Below are 22,063 nucleotides of genomic sequence, written 5' to 3' on the forward strand. Positions count from 1 at the left end.
AATTCTACAAAAGGCCAGTGTTTATCGCTGGTCTTTTTTTATTTTTGAGGCATGGAAGAAGTAAATAAATTAGGTATCATCGGCAAAAATATTTCCTATTCATTTTCGAAAAAATATTTTGAAAATAAATTCCGCCAGCTGATGCTGAAGAATTACAGATACGAAATCTTTGACATAGAAGATATTTCTGAAGTAAACAGGGTTTTCGCCGAACCCACTCTTATTGGCTTGAACGTGACCATTCCGTATAAAGAAAAAATATTACCTTTTCTGGATGAACTCAGCGACGAAGCTGAAAAAATTGGTGCGGTAAACTGCATTGTGATCAAAGATAACATACGTAAAGGCTATAACACAGACGCCAACGGTTTTGAAAAAACACTACTTCTACACCGCAAAACTCAGCATACTTCAGCCTTGGTTTTGGGTAATGGCGGCGCCGCAAAAGCCGTATATTATGTGCTGAACAAACTGCAGATCCCTTTTCAGAGCGTTTACCGCAGCGGTGACCTCAACTTCAAAAATTTAACAGCGGAAAATGTTGCGGAAAACCTGCTGATCATTCAGTGTACGCCGGTAGGTACTTTCCCTAATGTGCAGGATTGCCTGGATTTTCCTTTTGAAGGGCTTTCGCAACAGCATCTCGTTATTGATCTCATCTACAATCCGGAGTTTACAGCTTTTCTGCAAAATGCTGCAGCGCGTGGCGCACAAACCGTGAACGGATATTATATGCTTGAGCAGCAGGCCGAAAAAAATTGGGAAATTTGGAATTGTAAATAAAAATAAGTTAATTTAGTGCTCTGTTTGCCGCGAAGTACGGTGAAAGCCTTTTTTCTTTTTAAATTAATACCACGTTCGATATGATTACAGAAGATTCAATCTCTGACCACAACGAAAAAGCGCCTTTGACCGAAGAGGTTTCACCGGAAAACACCGCCGAAAAACCCACTGAAAATGCTCCGGAATCTCAGCAGGAAGCCCCTGTTGCGATAACTGAAGAACCTACATCATCGGAAGCAGGCAATCAGCAAACTTCCGCCGAATCGGCTGATGAGACTTCTGGCGACAATAACACGGCGACCGAAAGAACTGAAGAAGCTCAGGAAGACCACGCACCTCAGCAAACCAATGAAAAAGCAGCTCCTGAAGATAAAGCAGAAGTTGAAACATCGGAAGATAAAACAGCACCGGCGGAAATTCTTCAGGAAGAACCTGAACACCAGGCTGATGTTGACACGCAGAAATCAACACCGGCACCTGCCGATTCTAAAGTACTTTCCGAAATAGACCCGGCAAAAGCAGACGAAGGCGCTCCAAAAACAGATTCCTCCACAAGTGAAAAGGTTGCCGCAAAAAATCTGTCGTTGAATGAAATTTTGAATGAACTAGAAAATCTGGTAAACAGAGAAGATGCCGGTGCGCACTATCGCGACTTTAATCAGCTTAAAGAGCAGGCCAATCACCTGATCCAGGAAGAAACCGAAAAAGAAAGATCGAACTTTACAGCAGGAGGAAATGCCGACGAAAATTTTAATTTCCAGCATCCCGGGCAAGCCAAACTTTCTGCCCTGATCAATATCTTCCGTGAAAAGAACGACGCCTATACCAAAAAACAGGAAGAAAATCACGGCAAGAATCTGGAGGAACGCCAGACAATCATTGAGAATTTAAAGAATTTATATACCAATACCGAACCTGGCACCAATCTTTTTAAAGCCATCCGCGCCATCAAAGAAGACTGGAAAAATGCAGGTCAGGTCGCAAAGTCTGAATTTAAACTGCTGAACAATAATTATTTCCATCACCTGAACCAGTTTTACCAGATGCTGGATATGAATAAGGAATATATGGAGCAGGAATTTGCGCACAATCTGGAAAAACGGCAGCACATCATCAGCAGGGCAAAAGAGCTGGAAACCGAGCCCGCTGTACAGAAAGCGCTGAATGAACTGCAGTATCTGCACAAATTGTGGAAAGAAGAAGCTGAACCTGTGGCCGAAGAATTCCGTGAAAAAACCTGGGATGAGTTCAAAGAAATTTCAAACAGGATCCATGACAGAAAATCTCAACTTTCGGCGCAGATCGAAGGCGAACAGAATGAAAACCTGGAGAAGAAAAACAAGATCATCGAAGAGATCAAAAGAATTTCTTCCCCCGAAAAAGAGCCGAACCACAATTACTGGCAGCTTTCCATTAAAAGAATCGAAGAACTGCGCACAGAATTCCTGAAACTCGGCAGTGTACCACGAAAGGTTTCCAACCAAAACTGGAACGATTTCAAACAACACCTGCGAAACTTCAATACAAAGAAAAATGAGTTCTATAAAGGACTGAAAAACTCACAGCAGACTAACCTCGACGAAAAGCTGAAACTCATACAAACCGCCAAAGACAACATGCTTTCCGAAGACTGGGATGTGATTGTACCGCTTTTCAAAAAACTGCAGGACGACTGGAAAAAAATCGGTCACGTGCCGCGAAGCATGACAAATAAAGTTTGGGATGACTTCCGCGAGGCCTGCAACACTTTTTTCAATAATTACCGCGAAAAAAACAATACAGCCGGCGATAACTGGAAAGAGAACTACAAAAAGAAACAGGAGCTTCTGGAAGACCTTAAAGCAGTTACCGATGAAGTGGGCAGTGTAGAAAAAATCGAGCAGATCAAAAACAGCTGGAATAATATCGGGAAAGTACCACGCGAAAAAATTGCTATCAATACAGAGTTCAACAAAACTTTACGCGAAAAGCTAAAACTGAACAAAATTGAAGGTTATGCTCTGAAGGAAGAAGGACTTTCTGAAAATCAGGTTACCGACAAGGCACGTAAAATAAAAAATCAGATCAGCGATCTGGAGGCGGAGATCGTGAAGATGGAAAATAATCTTGGCTTCTTCAGCAATTCCTCCCGTGATAACCCTTTGCTTAAGGATACTTTTGAAAGGATCGACGCAAAAAAATCGCAACTGGAGAGTATGAAGAAAAGCCTGCACAGCATTCTTGCCGGCGAAAATCAATAATATGGTAAAGAAAATCTGTTTTATATTTATGCTGGGCGCGCTTTCATTTTTAAAGGCACAGGACGCTGCAGTTGATCTGCTGTCGGTTCCGGGCCCGATTGATTATGACGGCACCGAATATTTTCTCACCTGGAGCAAACAGCCGTCTAAAACACTTTTCCGCCAGCAGTTTCTGCCACGCGATGAGCAGATCGACGATTTCACGCAGCTTCTGGACTTTTCGTTTTTTAACAAAGAAATCGATATGGAACTCGCAGTGCGCCAAAAAGTGGAATCAATACAAAACCGCGAAGAAAAGGACAAATTTGCAAAAGTAAATGTTACAGAAAGTCCGGACGGCAAAGAATATGTGGTGGATTTTTTTGTTTCAGAAAACCCGCAGAAAGGTTCACCGTTCGTGGAATATAATGTCTACCGATTTAAACAGTTTGACAACGGGACCCAAAAGAGTTTTTTAATTTTGGCTTATGCCCGGCGTATGTACGGCGACCAAAAATCAGCGGCGAGAGCACTGGCCAAACAGCGTGATCACTTAGTAGCCACAATGATTGAATACAAAATTCCCGAGATCAAAGTTGCCGATGCATCTCAGAATTGAAAATTATAACAAACTTTCAAAACACCCGGCATAAGTTGGGTGTTTTTCTATTTAAAGGCATCCTGCTTTATTGGCCTTTCATTAAAACCGAAAAATGATTCACGAAATTTATATGCGCCGCTGCATAGAACTGGCAGAAAAAGCTTTGGGAAGAACATATCCCAATCCGCTTGTTGGGAGTGTGATCGTGCACAGGGGACGCATCATTGGTGAAGGATATCACCACAAGGCTGGTGAGAGCCATGCGGAAGTGAACGCGATCGCTTCCGTAAAAAATAAAGAGTTGCTGAAGGAATCTACCATCTACGTCTCGCTCGAACCCTGCTCACATTTCGGCAAAACCCCGCCATGTGCCAATCTGCTCGTGGAAATGGGTTTTAAAAAAGTAATCATTGGTACGCTGGACACAAATGAAAAAGTTAACGGCAGGGGAAAAGAAATTCTGGAAAAAGCCGGAATTGAGGTAATTACGGGCGTTTTGGAAAAAGAATGTCGGGAACTTAACAAAAGGTTTTTCACTTTTCACCAAAAAAAGAGACCCTATTTGCTTCTGAAATGGGCACAGTCGGCAGATGGTTTTCTAGATCAGAATTTCAGACCTACACAGATCGGAAATTCATTAACAAAACAGTTTGTGCACGGGATCAGAAGCGAAGAACAGTCGATTCTTGTGGGCACGAAAACGGCGCTTACCGACAATCCTACCTTGACTGTTCGCGAACTGGCCGGCAAAAATCCCATCCGGATTTTACTTGATCTGCAATTGAAAGTACCGCCGACCTTCCATATTTATAATGACGAAGCTCCGAGTATTATCTTTAATGAAATAAAAGATGAAATCCGCGGGAATATTAAATTCATAAAGACCGGCCGGGAAAACTTCCTGCAAAACCTGATGCTGAAGCTTTATGAAGAAAATATTCAGTCTGTCCTCATAGAAGGTGGAAACTATACGCTGACTCAGTTTTTGCAGGCAGATCTCTGGGATGAACTGATGATCATTAAAAATGAAGAACTGAATTTACATAACGGAACTTGCGCGCCCGTATTTGCGCGCAAACCGGATTACTCCAAAAGGTTTAGGGACAATATCATCGGGTTTTATAGAAATACCTGAACTGTAAAAATATATATTTTGGAAAACTTTAGTTTTAAAACTCTTAAAAATCCGGTGGCTGATATTCTGCTCAAAGAGAAAGGCAGCAAATTCATCGGCTTTGGTTTTCCCGTTTTCAATGAATCCGATGTCAGGAACAGTCTTGAAAAAATAAGAACTGCCCATCCAAAGGCCACACACCACTGCTATGCTTTCCGCCTTGGACTGCAGGGCGAAAATTACCGTGCCAACGATGATGGTGAACCTGGCGGAAGTGCAGGTCTGCCAATTTACAACCAACTGCTGGCACACGAAGTTACCAACATACTTGTTATTGTAGTTCGGTATTATGGCGGCACCAAACTGGGAGTTGCAGGTTTGGTAAAAGCATATAAAGAGACCGCAAAATTAACGCTGGACGCCGCGGAGGTCATCACCAAGGAAGTGGAAAGCGATATTGAGATCAACTTCGGTTTCGCGCAACAGAATCAGGTCTTCACTTTGCTTAATAAATCAAATGCGAAAGTTCTGGATTTCCTGGCGGAAGAAGAGTGTACGATCATTGCGCGGCTCGCCACAGCACAAAAAGAAAACATCTCGGAACAATTGTCCGAGATGCAGCAAATTTCTTTTAAGTTTTATGAGGATTAGTCCCGTCTGCCCATAAGCAAAGATGCCCAGTACAGAAGCTGTGCGAGCGAACCCAGCGCGGCAACAACGTATGTTCTTGCAGCCCAGGTAAGTGAATCTTTTACCCCCACATACTCCTCTGGAGTTACGGTTCCGGTAGTTTTCAGCCATTTCATTGCACGGTCGCTCGCATCATATTCCACGGGTAAAGTTACAAAGGCAAATAAAGTTGTGAACGCAAACATTGCGACACCCACAGCAAGTACCGTCGTATTTCCGTTCGGATTATCAATAGTTCTTGTTGCGAACATCAGCGCAATACCTGCAATTAAAACGAACTGCATTAAATGGGAACTGATGTTGACCATAGGAACAAGCTTGGACCGAAGCTGCAACATGGAATAACCTACTGCGTGCTGCACCGCGTGTCCACATTCATGCGCGGCTACGGCAGCAGCGGCGGCATTTCTCTGCATATATACGCCTTCCGAAAGATTGACTGTTTTATTGGCCGGATTATAATGGTCGGTTAACTGACCGGGAACTGAAATGACCTGCACGTCGTGGATGTTATTGTCTCTCAGCATTTTTTCCGCTACTTCCTTGCCCGACATGCCGTTACGCAAATGTACCTGCGAATAGTGGGCAAATTTGGATTTCAACCGTGCCGACACCAGCCAGCTCACGAGCATTGAAACACCAATAATCAAATAATAACCTGTCATTTTAAATTAGTTTTTTTAGATTTCGTAAATTCGATTATTAGTATAAAAAACGTGCCAAAGTGTTACAGTTTGTTTTAATGATTATCTTTGTTTTCCCAAATATACCGCACGATGCCAGAAATTGATGTGACTGAAGTAAAGTCCGCAGCAGATCTCCATAAATTTATAAAGTTTCCCATGGAACTTTACCGTAACAATCCGTACTACGTGCCGCCGCTGATCAACGAAGAAAAAGATATCTGGAATCCCGCGCAGAATCCTGCGCTTGTCTATTCGGAAGCAAAACAGTTTCTCGCCACCAAAGCAGGAAAAACCGTTGGGCGCATCGCGGTTATCATCAATCATAAAGAAGAGGCGGAGCTCGGTATAAAAAAAGTACGCTTCGGCTGGCTGGATTTTGTTGATGACGCTGATGTTTCCAAAGCACTCATTCAAACTGCGATTGATTTTGCCAGGGAAAATCAAATTTCAAAAATTGAAGGACCGATGGGCTTTACCAATCTGGACAAAGCCGGTATGCTTACAATGGGATTTGACAAGATCGCCACTATGATCGGCCTCTATAACTTTGATTACTACCCGACGCATCTGGAAAACCTTGGCCTTAAGAAGGAAAAGGAATGGGTAGAATATGAGATGAATTTTCCTGAAATTCTGCCCGAAAAAGTGGATAAATTCAGTTCACTGATTTTACAGAAATATAAACTTCGGGTGATCGACTTTAAAAATAAAAAAGAGATCATACCCTATATCGAACCGATGTTTAAACTCATCGACCAAACCTACAACTCGCTCTCAACCTACACACCGATCACCGATGAACAGATAAAAACGTATAAGGAGAAATATTTCCCCTTTATTGATAAAAATTATGTAATCTGTGTAGAAGACGAGAATAAGATGCTTGTTTCATTCGCAGTGACCATGCCTTCCTACTCCAAAGCGCTGCAAAACGCCGCGGGAAAACTCTGGCCGTTTGGCTGGTGGCATTTTCTGCAGGCCGGAAAGAAAAACGAGCGTGCCAACTTCTATCTTATCGGCATCCACCCAACGTACCAGCGGCGTGGAGTTACGGCCATTATCTTCAAGGAAATCTTTGTACGTTTCAGCAAAATGGGAATTAAGTTTGCAGAAACCAATCCCGAACTTGAGGAGAACAAAAACGTGCAGCTGCTCTGGCAGGAATATAAGCCTGTAAACCACAAAAGACGGCGCACCTACTCACTGGAAATCGTATAAATACGGCCGAAAACTCCCCAAAATTTTTATGAAAAAGCAACTTTATTTCTACGTGCTGATGATTGTACTGTTTGTGGCCTATAACCAGTTTTTCCAGGTTCCGGACGAGCGGCTGAACAGCATCATCAACATACTTTTCGCAAGTTTCCTGTTTCTGTATATTGGCTATATGGCTTATTTGGTTTTAAAGAAAATGAAGGGCGGAGACAAGAATGAAGAGGCATAATTTTTACTAAATCTAAATTAAGCGATTCACCCATTTCGCTAACATTTGGAGGCCTTATATTTCACGCTTACATCTTAATTCCTTAAATTTGCCTTTGAGAAAAAAATGTTGTGATGAATTTACCAGAAAATTATATTCCCATTATCATCCAGGCCTTAGTGGCAGTTGGTTTTGTAGGCGTTTCACTGCTTGGAGCCCATTTTCTGGGACCGCGGCAGGATAAGTCTACGGTAAACAAAAACAAGAACTTTGAGTGTGGTGTGGAAAGTGAGGGAGATGCGAGAACACCTTTTTCCATCCGTTACTTTCTTACAGCGATCCTCTTTGTGCTTTTTGATATCGAGATTGTATTTTTCTATCCCTATGCTGTGAATTTCCGCGAGTTTGGATTGGAGGGATTCCTTGCAGTAGTCACATTCGTGACCATATTTTTCCTCGGTTTCTTATACGTTCTGAAGCGTGGCGCACTGGACTGGAACAAATAACCTGTGCCTCAGCTTTTGGAATCTTTTTTAATTAATGTCTAAAACAATGTCAGAAAATAAACCCCTAATCAATACAAATGCGCCTTCTCCTCCGGGATTTGAAGGTGAAGGTTTTTTTGCCACCAATCTGAGCAGCATCATAGGAATGGCGCGCTCTTATTCACTTTGGCCACTTCCATTTGCAACCTCATGTTGCGGCATCGAATTTATGTCGACCATGGCACCGAACTATGACCTTGCACGTTTCGGCAGCGAGCGTATGAGTTTCTCGCCACGGCAGGCCGATGTTTTGATGGTCTGCGGAACTATTGCCAAAAAACTCGGTCCGATCCTGAAGGAAGTTTATACACAGATGGCGGAACCGAAATGGGTGATCGCTGTAGGTGCCTGCGCATGCAGCGGAGGTATTTTCGATTCGTATTCGGTACTGCAGGGAATTGATAAAATTATTCCTGTTGATGTGTACGTGCCCGGGTGCCCGCCCCGACCGGAACAGATTCTGGAAGGAATTATGCAGGTCCAGGCGCTGGCTCAGAGCGAAAGCCTGAGAAGAAGACATCTGCCGGAATATAAAGAATTATTGGAATCTTATAACATCAATTAATTTTATGGAATTTACCAATAGTTTCGTTCTGGAAGCCATCTCACGAGAATTCCCCGATTCTGTTATCTCCGCCTCCGAACCTTATGGTACGCTTACGCTGGAGATTAAAAAAGAAGATTTAAAAAAGATCGTACACCACATGAAAGAAAGTTCGCTGGATTTCATACACCTTACCGACATTTGTGGGATTCACCACCCCGAGATGCCGAAGAAAGAAATCGGTGTGATCTACCATTTACAAAATCTTGTACACAGCCACCGAGTAAGACTTAAAACCTATATGCCACTGGAAAATGCGGAAGTTGACACACTGACCGACCTTTATGCCGGTGCCAACTGGATGGAAAGGGAAACCTTCGAATTCTACGGTGTTAAATTTAAAGGTCATCCGGATTTGCGCGTGATTTTAAATGAGCCGGATATTGGGTATCACCCAATGCTGAAACAGTATCCTCTGGAAGACGGAACCCGTTTGGACAAGGATGATGTGATGTTCGGAAGATAATATCCGCCGCTTAATGCTATTATAATTATGAAAGACCAGGAACTCTCCAATATACTTAACCAAAACGAATCGAAGGAACATATCGACGGGCAGTTATATACGCTGAACCTCGGTCCTACACACCCTGCGACACACGGAATCTTCCAGAACATCCTTACAATGGATGGTGAAAGGATCCTTCATTCCGAGCAGACTGTAGGTTATATCCACCGCGCTTTCGAAAAGATTTCTGAAAGAAGAAACTTCACCCAGATCACCACATTAACCGACCGTATGAACTACTGTTCAGCACCGATCAATAACCTGGGCTGGCATATGACTGTGGAACAACTTCTAGGCGTAAAAGTTCCAAAACGCGTAGATTATATGCGTGTTATTATGATGGAACTCGCCAGAATTGCCGACCATATTGTGTGTAATGCAGTTATAGGTGTTGATACGGGCGCCTTAACAGGTTTTACCTATCTCTTCCAGGATCGGGAACGCATTTATGATATGTACGAAGAAGTTTGTGGAGGCAGGCTCACGACCAACATGGGGCGAATCGGAGGTTTCGAAAGAGATTTCAGTGAGCGTTTCCATGAACTGCTGCCTGAATTTCTGAAAGGATTCCCGGCCAGACTGCAGGAATTTGCTGACCTTCTCGAAAGAAACAGGATTTTCATGGACCGGACAATCGGTGCAGGAGCCATTTCTGCAGAACGTGCACTGTCTTACAGTTTTACCGGCCCAAACCTTCGGGCGGCAGGTGTAGATTATGACGTGCGTGTGGCACATCCCTACTCTCCCTATGAAGATTTTGATTTTAAAATCCCGGTTGGAACAGCAGGTGATACTTACGACAGATTCATGGTTCGCCAGCACGAAATGTGGGAAAGTCTGAAAATCATTGAGCAGGCCTATAACAACTTGCCATCCGGCCCTTTCCATGCTGATGTGCCGGAATATTATCTGCCCGAAAAAGCCGATGTATACACCAAAATGGAAGCGCTCATCTACCATTTCAAGATAGTAATGGCCGAAACTGAAGTTCCAAAAGGCGAAGTATATCACGCCGTAGAAGGTGGTAATGGCGAGTTAGGATTTTATCTCGTGAGCGATGGCGGGCGAACACCGTACCGTCTCCACTTCAGACGGCCTTGTTTTATTTATTATCAGGCATTCCCGGAAATGATTACGGGCTCTGTGATTTCCGATGCGGTAGTCACCTTAAGCAGTTTAAACGTAATCGCAGGCGAACTGGACGCGTAAATTTGTACCCGGTACAAATTAAGTTGTATAAATATTAAAATTAAAAAGTGCCTTGTACATTGTACATTGTACACTTCACACGATAAGAAATGAGTGAAACAATAGCTTTTCGACCTGAAACTTTAGAACAGGTTCAAAAAATAATCGCAAGATATCCCGAGGGCAGACAAAAATCAGCTTTGATTCCGGTACTGCATTTGGCACAGAAAGAATTCGGCGGCTGGCTTGCCGTTCCTGTTATGGATTATGTGGCCGAAATATTGAGTATCAGACCCATAGAAGTGTACGAGGTTGCTACTTTCTATACCATGTTCAACATGAAACCCGTGGGAAAATACGTGTTGGAAGTTTGCAAAACGGGACCATGTATGCTTAATGGCAGCGATGACATCATTAATCATATTAAAGAAACGCTGAATATTCAGAATGGCGAAACAACACCCGACGGCCTCTTCACCCTGAAAACAGCAGAATGCCTGGGAGCCTGCGGATATGCACCGATGATGCAGCTGGGCAAATTCTATCATGAACATTTAACAAAAGAAAAAGTAGACGAGATCCTGGAACTTTGCAGACAGGGTCAGCTTGCTTTGGATTAAATTCTAAGAACTAAAATGAGTAAAAAGCTTTTACTTAAAGACGCACATATCGAAGGAATTCGAACATACGACGTATACCGCAGACAGGGCGGTTACGAAGCTGTGGAAAAAGCACTGAAAATGACACCGCAGGAAGTGGTGGAAGAAGTGAAGACTTCCGGCCTCCGCGGTCGTGGTGGTGCGGGTTTCCCAACAGGACTAAAGTGGAGTTTTCTTGCCAAGCCGGAAGGAATCCCGAGCTACCTGGTCGTTAATGCCGACGAATCCGAACCTGGAACTTTCAAGGACCGCTATCTTATGGAGTTCATTCCGCACCTTCTAATCGAGGGTATGATCATTTCCTCTTTTGCGCTGAACTCGAAAACGGCTTATATCTACATTCGTGGCGAATATTCCTGGATTCCTGATATTTTGGAACGCGCGATCGATGAGGCGAAAGCTGCCGGATTTCTGGGGAAAAATATACTCGGCACCGGATACGATCTCGAAATCTATGTACATCGCGGTGCGGGAGCTTATATCTGTGGCGAAGAAACAGCGCTGCTGGAATCTCTGGAAGGTAAACGGGGCAACCCCCGTTTGAAACCGCCTTTCCCGGCAGTTAAAGGACTCTGGGAATCACCCACAGTGGTGAATAATGTGGAGACAATTGCAGCGGTGGTACCGATCATCAATATGACGGGAGCAGAATATGCAAAGATCGGCGTCGGGAAATCCACAGGAACTAAACTGATTTCTGCCTGCGGAAACATCAATAAACCCGGAGTTTACGAGATCGACATGACCATTACCGTAGAAGAATTTATTTATTCTGATGAATATTGTGGTGGCATCCCGAACGGTAAAAGACTGAAAGCCTGTATACCCGGCGGTAGTTCCGTGCCGATCGTGCCGGCGAATTTACTTCTTAGGACGCTTAATGGCGAACCACGCTATATGAATTACGAATCTCTTGCAGACGGCGGCTTCATAAGCGGAACCATGATGGGTTCCGGTGGATTTATTGTTTTAGATGAAGACCAGTGCGTTGTAAAGCACACCCTAACATTAGCGCATTTTTATATGCACGAAAGTTGTGGCCAGTGTACGCCTTGCCGCGAAGGAACCGGCTGGATGTGGCGGATCCTTACCAAAATTGAAAACGGTACAGGTACAATGGCCGACATCGATCTGCTTTGGGATGTACAGCGAAAAATCGAAGGAAATACAATCTGTCCGCTTGGTGACGCCGCTGCCTGGCCGGTTGCTGCTGCGATCCGTCATTTCCGCGATGAGTTCGAATGGCATATCGACAATCCGGAAGCACAGGTTAGAAATTACGGTTTGGCAAATTACGCAGACCCAATTCCGGTGCCGGCAGTTTAAGAATTAAACAGTTATAAACGTAAGTTTAAATGATAGGAAACGCTTAAGCGTTAAGTATAAATGAAGAAGTTCTTTCAAATTTTTGTGTTCCTGTTTACAGGTTTAATGATCACTCAGGCGCAGGACCTAAATGCCGACAGAAATGCCGCTAACCTGGTCGAACAATCGTCGGGAAAAGTGATGCCTTTGTCAAAAAAAGGACAGATGTTTGTTTTTTTTGGATGGAACAGAGGAGCGTTCAGCAAATCGGATATCCATTTTAAAGGTAACGGTTATGACTTTCAGCTGGACAATGTAATTGCACACGACAGACCTACGCCTTTTGGAATTGTGTATTTTGATCCGGCCTGGTTTACTGTAGCGCAGTACGATGTAAGGATCGGTTACTTTTTAAAGGATGATCTGGCGATAGTCCTGGGGATCGACCACATGAAATATGTAATGGATCAGGATCAAACCGTGGGTTTTTCGGGAAATATCAGCGATCCACAATACGCTGCTTATGTACAGAACGGGCAGGTGAATCTGGCAGATGAGAACTTTCTCACGTACGAGCACACCGACGGGTTGAATTATGAAAATATAGGTTTGGAAAAATATCAAAACCTGATGACCAGAAAAAACATTGATCTTATCTGGTCTTATGGCGGCGGAATCGGCGTGATGTTTCCGAAAAGTAATGTAAAATTGTTTGGAAACGAAAGAAGTGACCGTTTTCACGTTGCCGGAATGGGAACCGATTTAAGAACAAGTTTGAATTTGGTTTTTTGGAATCACTTTATGGCAAGACTTGAGGCAAAAGCAGGTTACATCAATATGTGGGATATTAAAACGACCTTAAATAACAGACCGGATAAGGCAAGTCAGGACTTTATGTTCGGTCAGGTGCTTGTAGGTGTTGGTTATACCTTTAATACGAAGAAATAAGAAAAGTAATCTTTTAGATTATTAAAAATGAATAGCGTTGATAAGATTTTTAGCAGTAGAGTTTTTATTTAAAATCTATAACCTAAAATCTAAAATCTTTAAAAATGAGCGAAGAAGTTAAAAAATTCAAGATAACAATCGACGGGCAGACCACCGAAGTGGCGCCCGGAACTTCTATCCTGGAAGCTGCCAGACAAATTGGCGGCCCATCTGTACCGCCGGCAATGTGCTATTACAAACCGCTGGAATCCAGTGGCGGAAGATGCAGAACCTGTTTGGTAGAAGTTTCAAAAGGTTCAGATGCCGATACACGACCGATGCCCAAATTGGTAGCGAGTTGCAGAACCAGTGTGATGGACGGAATGGAAGTTAAAAACCTGACTTCCGAAAAAACCCAGGAAGCCAGGAAAGCGGTGACCGAATTCCTGCTGATCAACCATCCGTTGGATTGTCCGATCTGTGATCAGGCCGGTGAATGTCATTTGCAGGATCTGGGTTATTTACATGGTCTGGAAGGAACCCGAACCGAGTTTGAAAGAAGAACTTTTGAGCCGGAAGATATAGGTCCGTATATAAAACTGCACATGACGAGATGCATTCTGTGTGCAAGATGCGTTCTGGCCGCTAATCAGCTGACAGAGGGCCGCGAGCACGGAATTCTTTTCAGAGGTGAACGCGCAGAAATTTCTACGTATTTGAACAAAGCGCTGGAAAATGATTTTATTGGAAACGTGATTGATGTGTGTCCGGTTGGTGCTCTAACAGACAGAACTTCAAGATTTGCAAGCAGAGTCTGGTTTACCAAGCCTACAAATGCAACATGCAAATGTGAGAAATGCTCCGGAAAAGCTGTACTTTGGATGAAAGGTGAGGAAATAGTACGTGTAACCGCAAGAAAAGATCAGTACGATGAGATCGAAGACTGGATTTGTAACGAGTGCCGTTTCCACCGGAAAGATGTAAAACTTTGGAATATCGAAGGACCGCGGCATATTGACCGCCACTCGGTGATCTCGCTGAATCATTATGAAAAGCCTGAAAATATGGTGAGTATACTCGACAATCCAGACGCTAAAGAACTGAGTCCTAAGGATGAAGTAGAATCCGCTATAAAAATTGACACTAATTTCAGATTAATGTAACGCTGGAGCAGCGTAAATCTTTACAATAAAAATGGAACCATTAACATTTAAAATTATCCTCGTACTGTCCCTGTTCCTGCTGGCACTTACCGTAGCCGCGTATTCTACGTGGGCAGAAAGAAAAGTGGCAGCGATCATGCAGGACAGAGTCGGGCCAAACCGAACAGGACCACTTGGCATCCTGCAACCATTAGCTGACGGTGGAAAGTTTTTCTTCAAAGAAGATTTTACACCGGCCAATGCTGAGAAATTTCTCTTCATCATCGGACCTTCATTGGTGATGTTCATTTCACTTATTACGGGAGCAGTAATCCCGTGGGGAAAAACACTGAACATCGGCGGTACCTCATTTGATCTGCAGGTGGCCAACATCGATATCGGTGTGCTGTATCTTGTAGGAATGGTTTCCATCGGTGTATATGGAATTATGCTCGGTGGCTGGGCTTCCAACAACAAGTTCTCGCTGATCGGTGCAATCCGGGCAAGTTCGCAGATGATCTCCTATGAACTTGCGATGGGCCTTGCAATTATTTCGATCATTATGATGGCGGGATCGCTTGACCTGAAACTGATCGTTGAGCAGCAGACACACGGTAAAATCTGGGGGATCATTCCGGAAGTATCGGGCTTAAACTGGAATATCTTTTATCAGCCACTGGCGTTTCTGATATTCTTTGTTGCTGCCCTGGCAGAATGTAACAGAGCGCCATTTGATCTGGCGGAATGTGAAAATGAACTTGTAAACGGTTATCACACCGAATATTCCTCCATGAAGCTTGGCTTGTATATGTTTGGTGAGTACGTAAATATGTTTATTTCAAATGCGCTGATCGTGGTATTATTCTTCGGTGGATATAATTATCCCGGAATCGACTGGGTTACGCAGCACTGGGGAGAAAACGCGGCGGGAATTCTTTCTGTAGTCTCGTTCCTTGCAAAATCTTTCTTCGGCATATTTGTATTCATGTGGATCCGATGGACTTTGCCAAGATTCCGTTATGATCAGCTGATGCACCTGGGCTGGAAAAAGCTTCTTCCGCTTGCGCTGGTAAATCTTTTGGCAACGGGTGCGGTGATTTTGGCATTTGAACATTTTACAAGATAGCAGGCTAAGAACCGGAAACTTAAGTTCGGGATAGCGGGAAATGAACTTATAGCCCTGATTGAACCGGTATCCCCGGGCCCGAAATTCGGGATCGGGATAAAGGTGAAAGCAGGTACAGATTTGAAAGACAGCGACACCTGTGTTGCTCCTAAAAAATATAAAATATATTTCTGAATACGGAATATTTAAACTGAAACTGGCTTAAGACCGGCAGAATCTAATAACCGTTTTTCTGAATAAAAAGATAAAGAAAGCAGATGAAATTAACTAACAGATCAAAAGTGGTCTCCGACAAAGAAATGACTTTCGGTGAGCGTATTTACATTCCGGCGATTTTGAAGGGGATGAAAATTACGATCTCGCACGCGGCAAAGTCTGTTTTTGGCAACGGTGTAGCCACGATCCAATATCCGGAAGTAGTGCGGCCCCGTGTAAAAATATGGCGAGGCCAGCATGTATTGAAACTCGATAACGAGGGACGTGAGCGATGCACCGCCTGCGGACTCTGTGCGGTAGCCTGCCCGGCAGAAGCAATTACCATGACCGCCGGTGAGCGCACCAGGGAAGAACGCGACCTGTACCGTGAAGAAAAATATGCAAAAGTATACGAAATCAATATGTTGCGCTGCATTTTCTGCGGGATGTGCGAGGAGGCCTGCCCGAAATCAGCGATTTACCTGACCGACAGACTTGTAAATGTGGAGGAAAACCGCGGCAGTTTTATCTATGGTAAAGACAAACTCGTGGAAAAAATAAACGAGCGGATTGATGTTTCTGAGAGACAGAGCGAACTGCAGAAAAAAATGATGAAATAAATGGAACAGATTTTATTTTTCGCCGTTGCGGCGCTCGCAACTGCCAGTGCTTTTTATTTCGTGTTTGCCAGGAATCCCCTTTACTCTATTCTAGCGCTGATCGTTACCATGTTTTCGATCGCAGGTCTGTATATTTTACTTAATGCGCAGTTCCTCGGTATTGTGCAGATCATTGTGTACGCTGGTGCGATCATGGTTTTGTTCCTTTATATTCTGATGATGCTTAATTTAAATAAAGCAGATGAAAGTAAAAAACAGAACCTGATGAAGTTTGTGGGCGTGTTTTCTGCCGGACTTCTGCTGATCGCGATTTTAGGAGCTTTCCGCGGATTTAAGGTTGAAGCCGCTGCAGCGGATGTAGATGCGGGCGTGGGTCTGACAAAAAACCTGGGGAGATTATTGTTTAATGAATATGTACTGCCATTTGAACTTGCATCGGTCCTTATTTTAGCAGGGATCGTTGGTGCAGTTTTAATCGGTAAAAAAGATTTATAGGATTATGGGAGAAGTAAATTCATTTGTACAGGCCGTACCGCTGGAATATTTTATAGTTCTGAGTTCGGTATTGTTTTGCCTGGGCGTGCTGGGCGTGTTGATCCGCAAAAATGCCATTATCATTCTGGGATGCGTAGAGCTGATGCTGAATTCTGTTAACCTTTTGCTGGCGGCGTTCTCCAGTTACAAAGGCGACGGAAACGGGCAGATCCTCGTGTTCTTCATTATGGTGGTCGCTGCCGCAGAAGTTGCTGTAGGACTGGCGATAATCGCAATGTTGTACAGAAACACAAAATCTGTCGACATCAGTATTTTTAATAAATTAAGAGGATAAGAACAGCATGGAAAATTTAGTTTACGCTATCATACTTTTACCTTTACTTGGCTTTTTGTTTTCGGGACTGTTCGGAAAAAAACTGCCTAAAATCCTGGTCGGAAGTATTACAACACTCGTGGTTTTTGTCTCGTTCTGCATTGCCCTGAGCATATTTTTGAAATTTGATGCTGAATCGCAGCCCGTGATTGTACGTGCATTTGAATGGTTTCGAATCAATGGTATTCAGGTCAATTTTGGATTTCAGATCGACCAGCTTTCATTAATGATGATCATGATTATTACGGGAATCGGTTCTCTGATCCACCTGTATTCTATCGGCTACATGAGCGAGGATGAAGGTTTTTATAAATTCTTCAGTTACCTGAATCTGTTTATTTTTTCGATGTTGCTTTTGGTGATGGGAAGCAATTATTTGATACTGTTCATCGGTTGGGAAGGTGTAGGATTATGTTCCTATTTGCTTATCGGTTTCTGGTATAAGAACAAAGAATATGGTGCGGCTGCAAGAAAAGCTTTCATCATGAACAGAATCGGTGACCTTGGAATGATCATTGGAATCCTGATGATCGCTTACCAAACCAATGCTGTCGATTACCTGTCTGTAGCACAGAATTCTTCGAAATTCGCGCTGGACTCGCCGGTCATCATCTTTATTACTGCGAGTTTATTTATTGGCGCTGTGGGTAAATCTGCCCAGATTCCGTTATTTACCTGGTTGCCCGACGCGATGGCCGGACCAACGCCGGTTTCAGCATTGATCCACGCTGCGACGATGGTAACTGCCGGAATTTATTTAGTGGTTCGTTCGAACTTCCTGTATTCACTGGCTCCCACAACCATGGACGGAATACTGTTCATCGGATTGCTGACCGCTTTGGTTGCAGCCTTTATCGGTCTCCGCCAGAACGACATCAAAAAAGTGCTTGCCTACTCTACTGTTTCACAACTCGGTTTTATGTTCGTTGCAGTAGGGGTTGGTGCTTATACCACAGCAATGTTTCACTTAATGACGCATGCCTTCTTTAAAGCTTTATTATTCTTAGGTTCCGGTTCTGTGATTCACGCAATGAGTGGCGAACAGGATATGCGGATGATGGGTGGATTAAAGAAAAAAATACCGGTAACGCACATCACTTTCCTTATCGGAACACTCGCCATATCAGGCTTCCCTTTCCTTTCCGGTATGATCTCAAAAGATGAAATCCTTACAAATGCTTTTGGTAAAAGTCCGTTTATCTGGCTGATCCTTTTTGCAATTGCTGCCATGACGGCGATTTATATGTTCCGGGCATACTACCTGACCTTTCATGGTGAATTCCGTGGTACCGAAGAACAGAAACATCATTTGCATGAAAGTCCAAAAACAATGACCATTCCGCTGATGGTGCTGGCGGTATTCTCTGTAATAGGAGGATTTATCAATCTGCCGCATTTTATCGGTCATGGGTCATATGCGAAATTAGGCGACTGGCTGAAATCAATTTATGTGTACGACGTACAGTTGCCGGAGGTAAACTTCACTACGGAAATGATTCTACTCGCATTAACTGTACTCATGTTTTTCGCAGTTTGGTTTATTGTAAAAAACATTTATGTAAACAAGAAAAAAATGGCCTTGCCAGACGAGAAATACAGTGGCTGGGAGCGCCTCTCCAACAGAAAATTATTCCTGGATGAACTTTACAACGCGACTTTTGTGCGGTTTGTGGAAGGTCTTGGTGTAGGAGGAAATATGTTCGATAAAGGTGTTCTGAACAGATTCGTAGAATTCATCGGAACCGGTGCCGAAGATTCCGGCCGGGCTGCAAAACGCCTGCAGAATGGTAATGTTGAGAATTATGTGCTCATCATGTCTTTGGCGATCGGAATTATTTTAATTGTTAACTTTTTATTACAATAGTAAATGTCATACCTGTTATTAACATTACTCCTGTTACCTCTTGTAGGTTCTGCATTGGTATTCGCGTGGAAAAATCCCGCAAGTAAGTATTTAGCGCTGGGACTCGCGTTTGCCCAAATGTTCCTCACCTTCTACATGTTGGCGGACTTCGATTTCAAACCTACGGTCGATGGGGTTTTGCAGTACGAGATCAATTATCCCTGGTCCAACTACATCAAAAGTAACCTTCATTTCGGTATTGATGGACTCAGTATGTTGCTGGTACTGTTAACGAATATATTAACACCGCTGATCATACTATCTTCCTTTAATGAAAAGCCGGGCTACAGAAATACGTTCTACGGTTTGATCCTGCTCATGCAGTTTGGTCTTCTTGGCGTGTTTACAGCTTTAGACGGTTTATTATTCTACGTTTTCTGGGAAGTAACTCTTATCCCAATCTGGCTTATCGCCGGTATCTGGGGTCAGGAAAACAAGAAAATTCAGTTCACCACGAAGTTCTTTGTGTACACCTTCGTAGGTTCTTTATTTATGCTGATCGGTTTGATCTATGTATACACGAACTCTGCGTCTTTCGCTTTAACAGACCTTTATAATGCAGACCTGAATCTGTCGCAGCAAACGGTTGTTTTCTGGTTTATTTTCTTCGCATTTGCGGTGAAGCTGCCGATCTTCCCGTTTCACTCCTGGCAGCCCGACACGTATACATATTCGCCAACACAGGGTTCCATGCTGCTTTCCGGTATTATGCTGAAAATGGCGATCTATGGTTTACTGCGCTACTTGTTGCCCGTTACACCGGATGCAGTTCTGGGGATTTCCGGAAAGATCGTTCTGGTCCTCGCCATTATTGGGATCGTACACGGAGCGCTCATCGCGATCATTCAAAATGACTCTAAACGCATCATCGCCTATTCATCATTATCACACGTTGGCTTAATGACAGCGGGGATTATGGCGTCGGCGATTTTAACCATGCAGGGAACCTTAATGATAGAAGGCGGACAGGGTGCGCTGGTGCAGACATTTGCCCACGGTATCAACGTAGTCGGTCTCTTCTACTGTGCTGACATTTTATTCAAAAGATTCAAAACCCGTGATATCCGGAAAATGGGCGGACTTGCAAAAGTAGCTCCGAAATTTGCAGTTCTTTTTATGGTGGTTTTATTGGGCTCGATCGCGCTGCCGCTTACCAACGGTTTTATCGGTGAGTTTATACTGATCAAATCCATTTTCGATTACAGTATTTTTGCGGCAATTGTTGCCGGAACAACCATGATATTTTCATCAGTTTACCTTTTCCGTTTTTACGGCAAAGCCATGTTCGGTGAAGGCGATGAGCAGATCCTGGCGTCAGCGGGCGACCTCAGTCCGGTAGAATTTTCAGTGATGGCAAGTTTGGCAGTATTTGTAATCCTGCTTGGTATATTTCCGCAGCCGATTCTGGATATGGTCGACAGTTCGCTGAAATTTATTTTCACTTCTATGGTGAACTAAGAAATCTGTACGTAAACAATAAAGACTTGAAGACTGAAGCTAAATCCTGAAGTCTGCTAAATAAAATTCAAATTCAAACTCAATGAGCGTTTTAATCATCATATTCCTTACCGCAGTTGCCGCTTTGTTTGCCGGCGTTTTCGAGAAAGGAAAATATTCAAGATACATCGGTATTCTGGGACTCATCATCGCGTTTTATGTAAGTTTTCTGCCGGAAAACGCTTTCTTTAACCAATACCTTAGTATGTACGAATACGGTGCAAATGCCGCGCTGTTCACCAAGATTTCTATTGTGGTAACATTGCTGATCTTCTTTCTGGGAGGTTTTGCCTTCAGCAATCACCGTAGCCATCAGTCGGAACTTTATGCGCTGATGCTCTTCTCGCTTTGTGGTGCTTTTGTGCTTTTTGGTTTCCAGAATTTAGTGACGCTTTTCTTAGGAATTGAAATACTTTCGATTCCGCTCTACGTTTTGGCGGGTTCGAGCAAGTCTGATCTGCGTTCCAATGAAGCTTCCATTAAATATTTCCTAATGGGTGCCTTTGCCACAGGATTCCTGTTGTTTGGGATTGCTTTGGTTTACGGCAGTTCAAGTACTTTCGACCTGTATAAGATCCATACGTTCTCTGTTGAAAATCCAAAAAATCTCATGGTTACCATGGGCGCGGTTTTAATTCTGGTAGCGCTTGCATTTAAAGTTTCTCTCGCACCATTCCACATGTGGAGCCCGGATGTATATCAGGGTTCGCCCTCTTTAATTACCGCATTCATGATGTCGGTGGTTAAAATCGCTGCATTCTTCGGTTTCTTCAAGATCATGACGGTTGGTTTTATTGGCATTACAGGAGCGTGGATCAATATATTGGGCGTTCTTATCATCATCACTTTATTCCTTGCAAATGCAATGGGTCTGGCCCAGAGCAATGCCAAGCGGATGCTCGCCTATTCTTCTGTCTCACATGTTGGTTATCTGGGACTGATTTTTTACGGCATGAACAGTTTATCATCGTACAACCTCGCATTCTATCTTTTCGCTTATTCGCTTGCGACGGTCGGCGTGATGATGTGTCTGATCTGGGTTGAGAAGCTGAAACGTGAAACTTCTTATAGCGCCTTCCGCGGACTTGCTCATTCTGAACCAATACTTGCGGTGGCAGCGGCACTTTCTATGCTTTCAATGGCTGGGATTCCGCTAACTGCAGGTTTTATGGGGAAATTCGGGATATTCGCACAGGCAATTACCGCATCTCCATTTCTTGTTTTGATTGCAGTTTTGGGTTCCGCGCTGTCGATCGCTTATTACTTACGGCTCATTATGATCATGTTTTTCCCGAAAGAAAGCAGTTTCAAATCGCTCGAAAAAGTAAGTTTGACTTATAATATTATAGCAGTTTTCATCATATTTGCTCTGGTCGTACTGGGTGTTTTCCCTGACCTGTTTGCGAAACAGTTTGGATTGTAATTACCTTTTTTAGATATATTAAAAAGCGCATTTCTTT

General features: G+C 43.5%; 23 protein-coding genes. 22 read left to right on the forward strand and 1 reads right to left on the reverse strand.

All coding sequences use genetic code 11. From position 1 onward, the window contains the following. Positions 1–51: 51 nt before the first annotated feature. The 5 genes from H562_RS0104850 to H562_RS0104870 all read left to right on the forward strand — a co-directional run bounded on the left by H562_RS0104850 (position 52) and on the right by H562_RS0104870 (position 5,368). Entirely contained in the window at positions 52–783 is a 732-nt protein-coding gene (locus tag H562_RS0104850; RefSeq protein ID WP_027376471.1) for a shikimate dehydrogenase family protein, read from the forward strand. 80 nt (positions 784–863) lie between these two features. After that, a complete protein-coding gene (locus tag H562_RS0104855; protein ID WP_084466326.1) occupies positions 864–3,023 on the forward strand; it encodes a DUF349 domain-containing protein in 2,160 nt (719 codons plus the stop codon). Between the two features lies 1 nt (position 3,024). Continuing rightward, positions 3,025–3,621, forward strand: coding sequence for a hypothetical protein (locus H562_RS0104860; protein ID WP_034690670.1), 597 nt, complete (start codon positions 3,025–3,027; stop codon positions 3,619–3,621). Positions 3,622–3,715: 94 nt separating this feature from the next. Continuing rightward, positions 3,716–4,738 (forward strand): bifunctional diaminohydroxyphosphoribosylaminopyrimidine deaminase/5-amino-6-(5-phosphoribosylamino)uracil reductase RibD, encoded by a 1,023-nt coding sequence (gene ribD, locus H562_RS0104865; RefSeq protein WP_027376474.1) that lies wholly within the window; start codon positions 3,716–3,718, stop codon positions 4,736–4,738. 15 nt (positions 4,739–4,753) lie between these two features. After that, positions 4,754–5,368, forward strand: a complete 615-nt coding sequence (locus H562_RS0104870; protein ID WP_394330167.1) for an IMPACT family protein — start codon at positions 4,754–4,756, stop codon at positions 5,366–5,368. Here the strand turns inward: H562_RS0104870 and H562_RS0104875 are convergent. Beyond that, positions 5,365–6,072: a zinc metallopeptidase gene (locus H562_RS0104875; RefSeq protein ID WP_027376476.1), complete on the reverse strand. Its 708-nt coding sequence runs from the start codon at positions 6,070–6,072 to the stop codon at positions 5,365–5,367. The genes H562_RS0104870 and H562_RS0104875 overlap by 4 nt on opposite strands. 111 nt (positions 6,073–6,183) lie before the next feature. On the opposite strand from H562_RS0104875, the gene H562_RS0104880 reads away from it, so the two are divergent. The 17 genes from H562_RS0104880 to H562_RS0104960 all read left to right on the forward strand — a co-directional run bounded on the left by H562_RS0104880 (position 6,184) and on the right by H562_RS0104960 (position 22,026). Beyond that, positions 6,184–7,311: a hypothetical protein gene (locus H562_RS0104880; RefSeq protein ID WP_027376477.1), complete on the forward strand. Its 1,128-nt coding sequence runs from the start codon at positions 6,184–6,186 to the stop codon at positions 7,309–7,311. Positions 7,312–7,339: 28 nt separating this feature from the next. Further along, positions 7,340–7,537: a hypothetical protein gene (locus H562_RS0104885; RefSeq protein WP_027376478.1), complete on the forward strand. Its 198-nt coding sequence runs from the start codon at positions 7,340–7,342 to the stop codon at positions 7,535–7,537. 113 nt (positions 7,538–7,650) lie between these two features. After that, positions 7,651–8,022, forward strand: coding sequence for an NADH-quinone oxidoreductase subunit A (locus H562_RS0104890; RefSeq protein ID WP_027376479.1), 372 nt, complete (start codon positions 7,651–7,653; stop codon positions 8,020–8,022). A 46-nt stretch (positions 8,023–8,068) separates the two neighbouring features. Further along, a complete protein-coding gene (locus tag H562_RS0104895; protein WP_027376480.1) occupies positions 8,069–8,626 on the forward strand; it encodes an NADH-quinone oxidoreductase subunit B in 558 nt (185 codons plus the stop codon). A 4-nt stretch (positions 8,627–8,630) separates the two neighbouring features. Further along, positions 8,631–9,131 carry an NADH-quinone oxidoreductase subunit C gene (locus tag H562_RS0104900; RefSeq protein WP_027376481.1) on the forward strand — a complete coding sequence of 167 codons (501 nt, stop codon included), beginning with the start codon at positions 8,631–8,633 and terminating at the stop codon, positions 9,129–9,131. Between the two features lie 27 nt (positions 9,132–9,158). Next, positions 9,159–10,382, forward strand: coding sequence for an NADH-quinone oxidoreductase subunit D (locus H562_RS0104905; RefSeq protein WP_027376482.1), 1,224 nt, complete (start codon positions 9,159–9,161; stop codon positions 10,380–10,382). An 89-nt stretch (positions 10,383–10,471) separates the two neighbouring features. After that, entirely contained in the window at positions 10,472–10,981 is a 510-nt protein-coding gene (locus H562_RS0104910) for an NADH-quinone oxidoreductase subunit NuoE family protein (protein WP_027376483.1), read from the forward strand. 15 nt (positions 10,982–10,996) lie between these two features. Continuing rightward, complete coding sequence (gene nuoF, locus H562_RS0104915; protein WP_027376484.1) at positions 10,997–12,346, forward strand: NADH-quinone oxidoreductase subunit NuoF; 1,350 nt, start codon at positions 10,997–10,999, stop codon at positions 12,344–12,346. 60 nt (positions 12,347–12,406) lie between these two features. Then, positions 12,407–13,273 (forward strand): hypothetical protein, encoded by an 867-nt coding sequence (locus tag H562_RS0104920; RefSeq protein ID WP_027376485.1) that lies wholly within the window; start codon positions 12,407–12,409, stop codon positions 13,271–13,273. 104 nt (positions 13,274–13,377) lie between these two features. Beyond that, on the forward strand, positions 13,378–14,415 hold the full coding sequence (locus H562_RS14680; protein WP_034690674.1) for a 2Fe-2S iron-sulfur cluster-binding protein: 1,038 nt from the start codon (positions 13,378–13,380) through the stop codon (positions 14,413–14,415). Between the two features lie 31 nt (positions 14,416–14,446). Next, the gene (nuoH, locus tag H562_RS0104930) at positions 14,447–15,520 is read left to right on the forward strand and encodes an NADH-quinone oxidoreductase subunit NuoH (protein ID WP_027376486.1); all 1,074 of its coding nucleotides are present in this window, start codon (positions 14,447–14,449) and stop codon (positions 15,518–15,520) included. Between the two features lie 257 nt (positions 15,521–15,777). After that, the gene (locus H562_RS0104935) at positions 15,778–16,335 is read left to right on the forward strand and encodes a NuoI/complex I 23 kDa subunit family protein (protein WP_027376487.1); all 558 of its coding nucleotides are present in this window, start codon (positions 15,778–15,780) and stop codon (positions 16,333–16,335) included. Next, the gene (locus tag H562_RS0104940) at positions 16,336–16,830 is read left to right on the forward strand and encodes an NADH-quinone oxidoreductase subunit J family protein (RefSeq protein ID WP_027376488.1); all 495 of its coding nucleotides are present in this window, start codon (positions 16,336–16,338) and stop codon (positions 16,828–16,830) included. 4 nt (positions 16,831–16,834) lie between these two features. Further along, on the forward strand, positions 16,835–17,164 hold the full coding sequence (gene nuoK, locus H562_RS0104945; protein WP_027376489.1) for an NADH-quinone oxidoreductase subunit NuoK: 330 nt from the start codon (positions 16,835–16,837) through the stop codon (positions 17,162–17,164). Positions 17,165–17,171: 7 nt separating this feature from the next. Beyond that, on the forward strand, positions 17,172–19,067 hold the full coding sequence (gene nuoL, locus H562_RS0104950) for an NADH-quinone oxidoreductase subunit L (RefSeq protein WP_027376490.1): 1,896 nt from the start codon (positions 17,172–17,174) through the stop codon (positions 19,065–19,067). Between the two features lie 3 nt (positions 19,068–19,070). Next, the gene (locus H562_RS0104955) at positions 19,071–20,564 is read left to right on the forward strand and encodes a complex I subunit 4 family protein (protein ID WP_034690677.1); all 1,494 of its coding nucleotides are present in this window, start codon (positions 19,071–19,073) and stop codon (positions 20,562–20,564) included. A gap of 82 nt (positions 20,565–20,646) precedes the next feature. After that, positions 20,647–22,026, forward strand: a complete 1,380-nt coding sequence (locus H562_RS0104960; RefSeq protein WP_027376492.1) for an NADH-quinone oxidoreductase subunit N — start codon at positions 20,647–20,649, stop codon at positions 22,024–22,026. Positions 22,027–22,063: the final 37 nt, after the last annotated feature.

The sequence above is a fragment of the Kaistella palustris DSM 21579 genome (assembly GCF_000422265.1).
Classification (GTDB): Bacteria; Bacteroidota; Bacteroidia; order Flavobacteriales; family Weeksellaceae; genus Kaistella; species Kaistella palustris.

Coding starts and splice junctions, on each gene's coding strand:
- H562_RS0104910 (WP_027376483.1), top strand. CDS start 10,472: ATGAGTGAAACAATAGCTTTTCGACCTGAAACTTTAGAACAGGTTCAA.
- H562_RS0104920 (WP_027376485.1), top strand. CDS start 12,407: ATGAAGAAGTTCTTTCAAATTTTTGTGTTCCTGTTTACAGGTTTAATG.
- nuoF (WP_027376484.1), top strand. CDS start 10,997: ATGAGTAAAAAGCTTTTACTTAAAGACGCACATATCGAAGGAATTCGA.
- ribD (WP_027376474.1), top strand. CDS start 3,716: ATGATTCACGAAATTTATATGCGCCGCTGCATAGAACTGGCAGAAAAA.
- H562_RS0104900 (WP_027376481.1), top strand. CDS start 8,631: ATGGAATTTACCAATAGTTTCGTTCTGGAAGCCATCTCACGAGAATTC.
- H562_RS0104960 (WP_027376492.1), top strand. CDS start 20,647: ATGAGCGTTTTAATCATCATATTCCTTACCGCAGTTGCCGCTTTGTTT.
- H562_RS0104905 (WP_027376482.1), top strand. CDS start 9,159: ATGAAAGACCAGGAACTCTCCAATATACTTAACCAAAACGAATCGAAG.
- H562_RS0104955 (WP_034690677.1), top strand. CDS start 19,071: ATGTCATACCTGTTATTAACATTACTCCTGTTACCTCTTGTAGGTTCT.
- nuoK (WP_027376489.1), top strand. CDS start 16,835: ATGGGAGAAGTAAATTCATTTGTACAGGCCGTACCGCTGGAATATTTT.
- H562_RS0104855 (WP_084466326.1), top strand. CDS start 864: ATGATTACAGAAGATTCAATCTCTGACCACAACGAAAAAGCGCCTTTG.
- H562_RS14680 (WP_034690674.1), top strand. CDS start 13,378: ATGAGCGAAGAAGTTAAAAAATTCAAGATAACAATCGACGGGCAGACC.
- nuoL (WP_027376490.1), top strand. CDS start 17,172: ATGGAAAATTTAGTTTACGCTATCATACTTTTACCTTTACTTGGCTTT.
- H562_RS0104880 (WP_027376477.1), top strand. CDS start 6,184: ATGCCAGAAATTGATGTGACTGAAGTAAAGTCCGCAGCAGATCTCCAT.
- H562_RS0104935 (WP_027376487.1), top strand. CDS start 15,778: ATGAAATTAACTAACAGATCAAAAGTGGTCTCCGACAAAGAAATGACT.
- H562_RS0104940 (WP_027376488.1), top strand. CDS start 16,336: ATGGAACAGATTTTATTTTTCGCCGTTGCGGCGCTCGCAACTGCCAGT.
- nuoH (WP_027376486.1), top strand. CDS start 14,447: ATGGAACCATTAACATTTAAAATTATCCTCGTACTGTCCCTGTTCCTG.
- H562_RS0104890 (WP_027376479.1), top strand. CDS start 7,651: ATGAATTTACCAGAAAATTATATTCCCATTATCATCCAGGCCTTAGTG.
- H562_RS0104895 (WP_027376480.1), top strand. CDS start 8,069: ATGTCAGAAAATAAACCCCTAATCAATACAAATGCGCCTTCTCCTCCG.
- H562_RS0104860 (WP_034690670.1), top strand. CDS start 3,025: ATGGTAAAGAAAATCTGTTTTATATTTATGCTGGGCGCGCTTTCATTT.
- H562_RS0104885 (WP_027376478.1), top strand. CDS start 7,340: ATGAAAAAGCAACTTTATTTCTACGTGCTGATGATTGTACTGTTTGTG.
- H562_RS0104850 (WP_027376471.1), top strand. CDS start 52: ATGGAAGAAGTAAATAAATTAGGTATCATCGGCAAAAATATTTCCTAT.
- H562_RS0104875 (WP_027376476.1), bottom strand. CDS start 6,072: ATGACAGGTTATTATTTGATTATTGGTGTTTCAATGCTCGTGAGCTGG.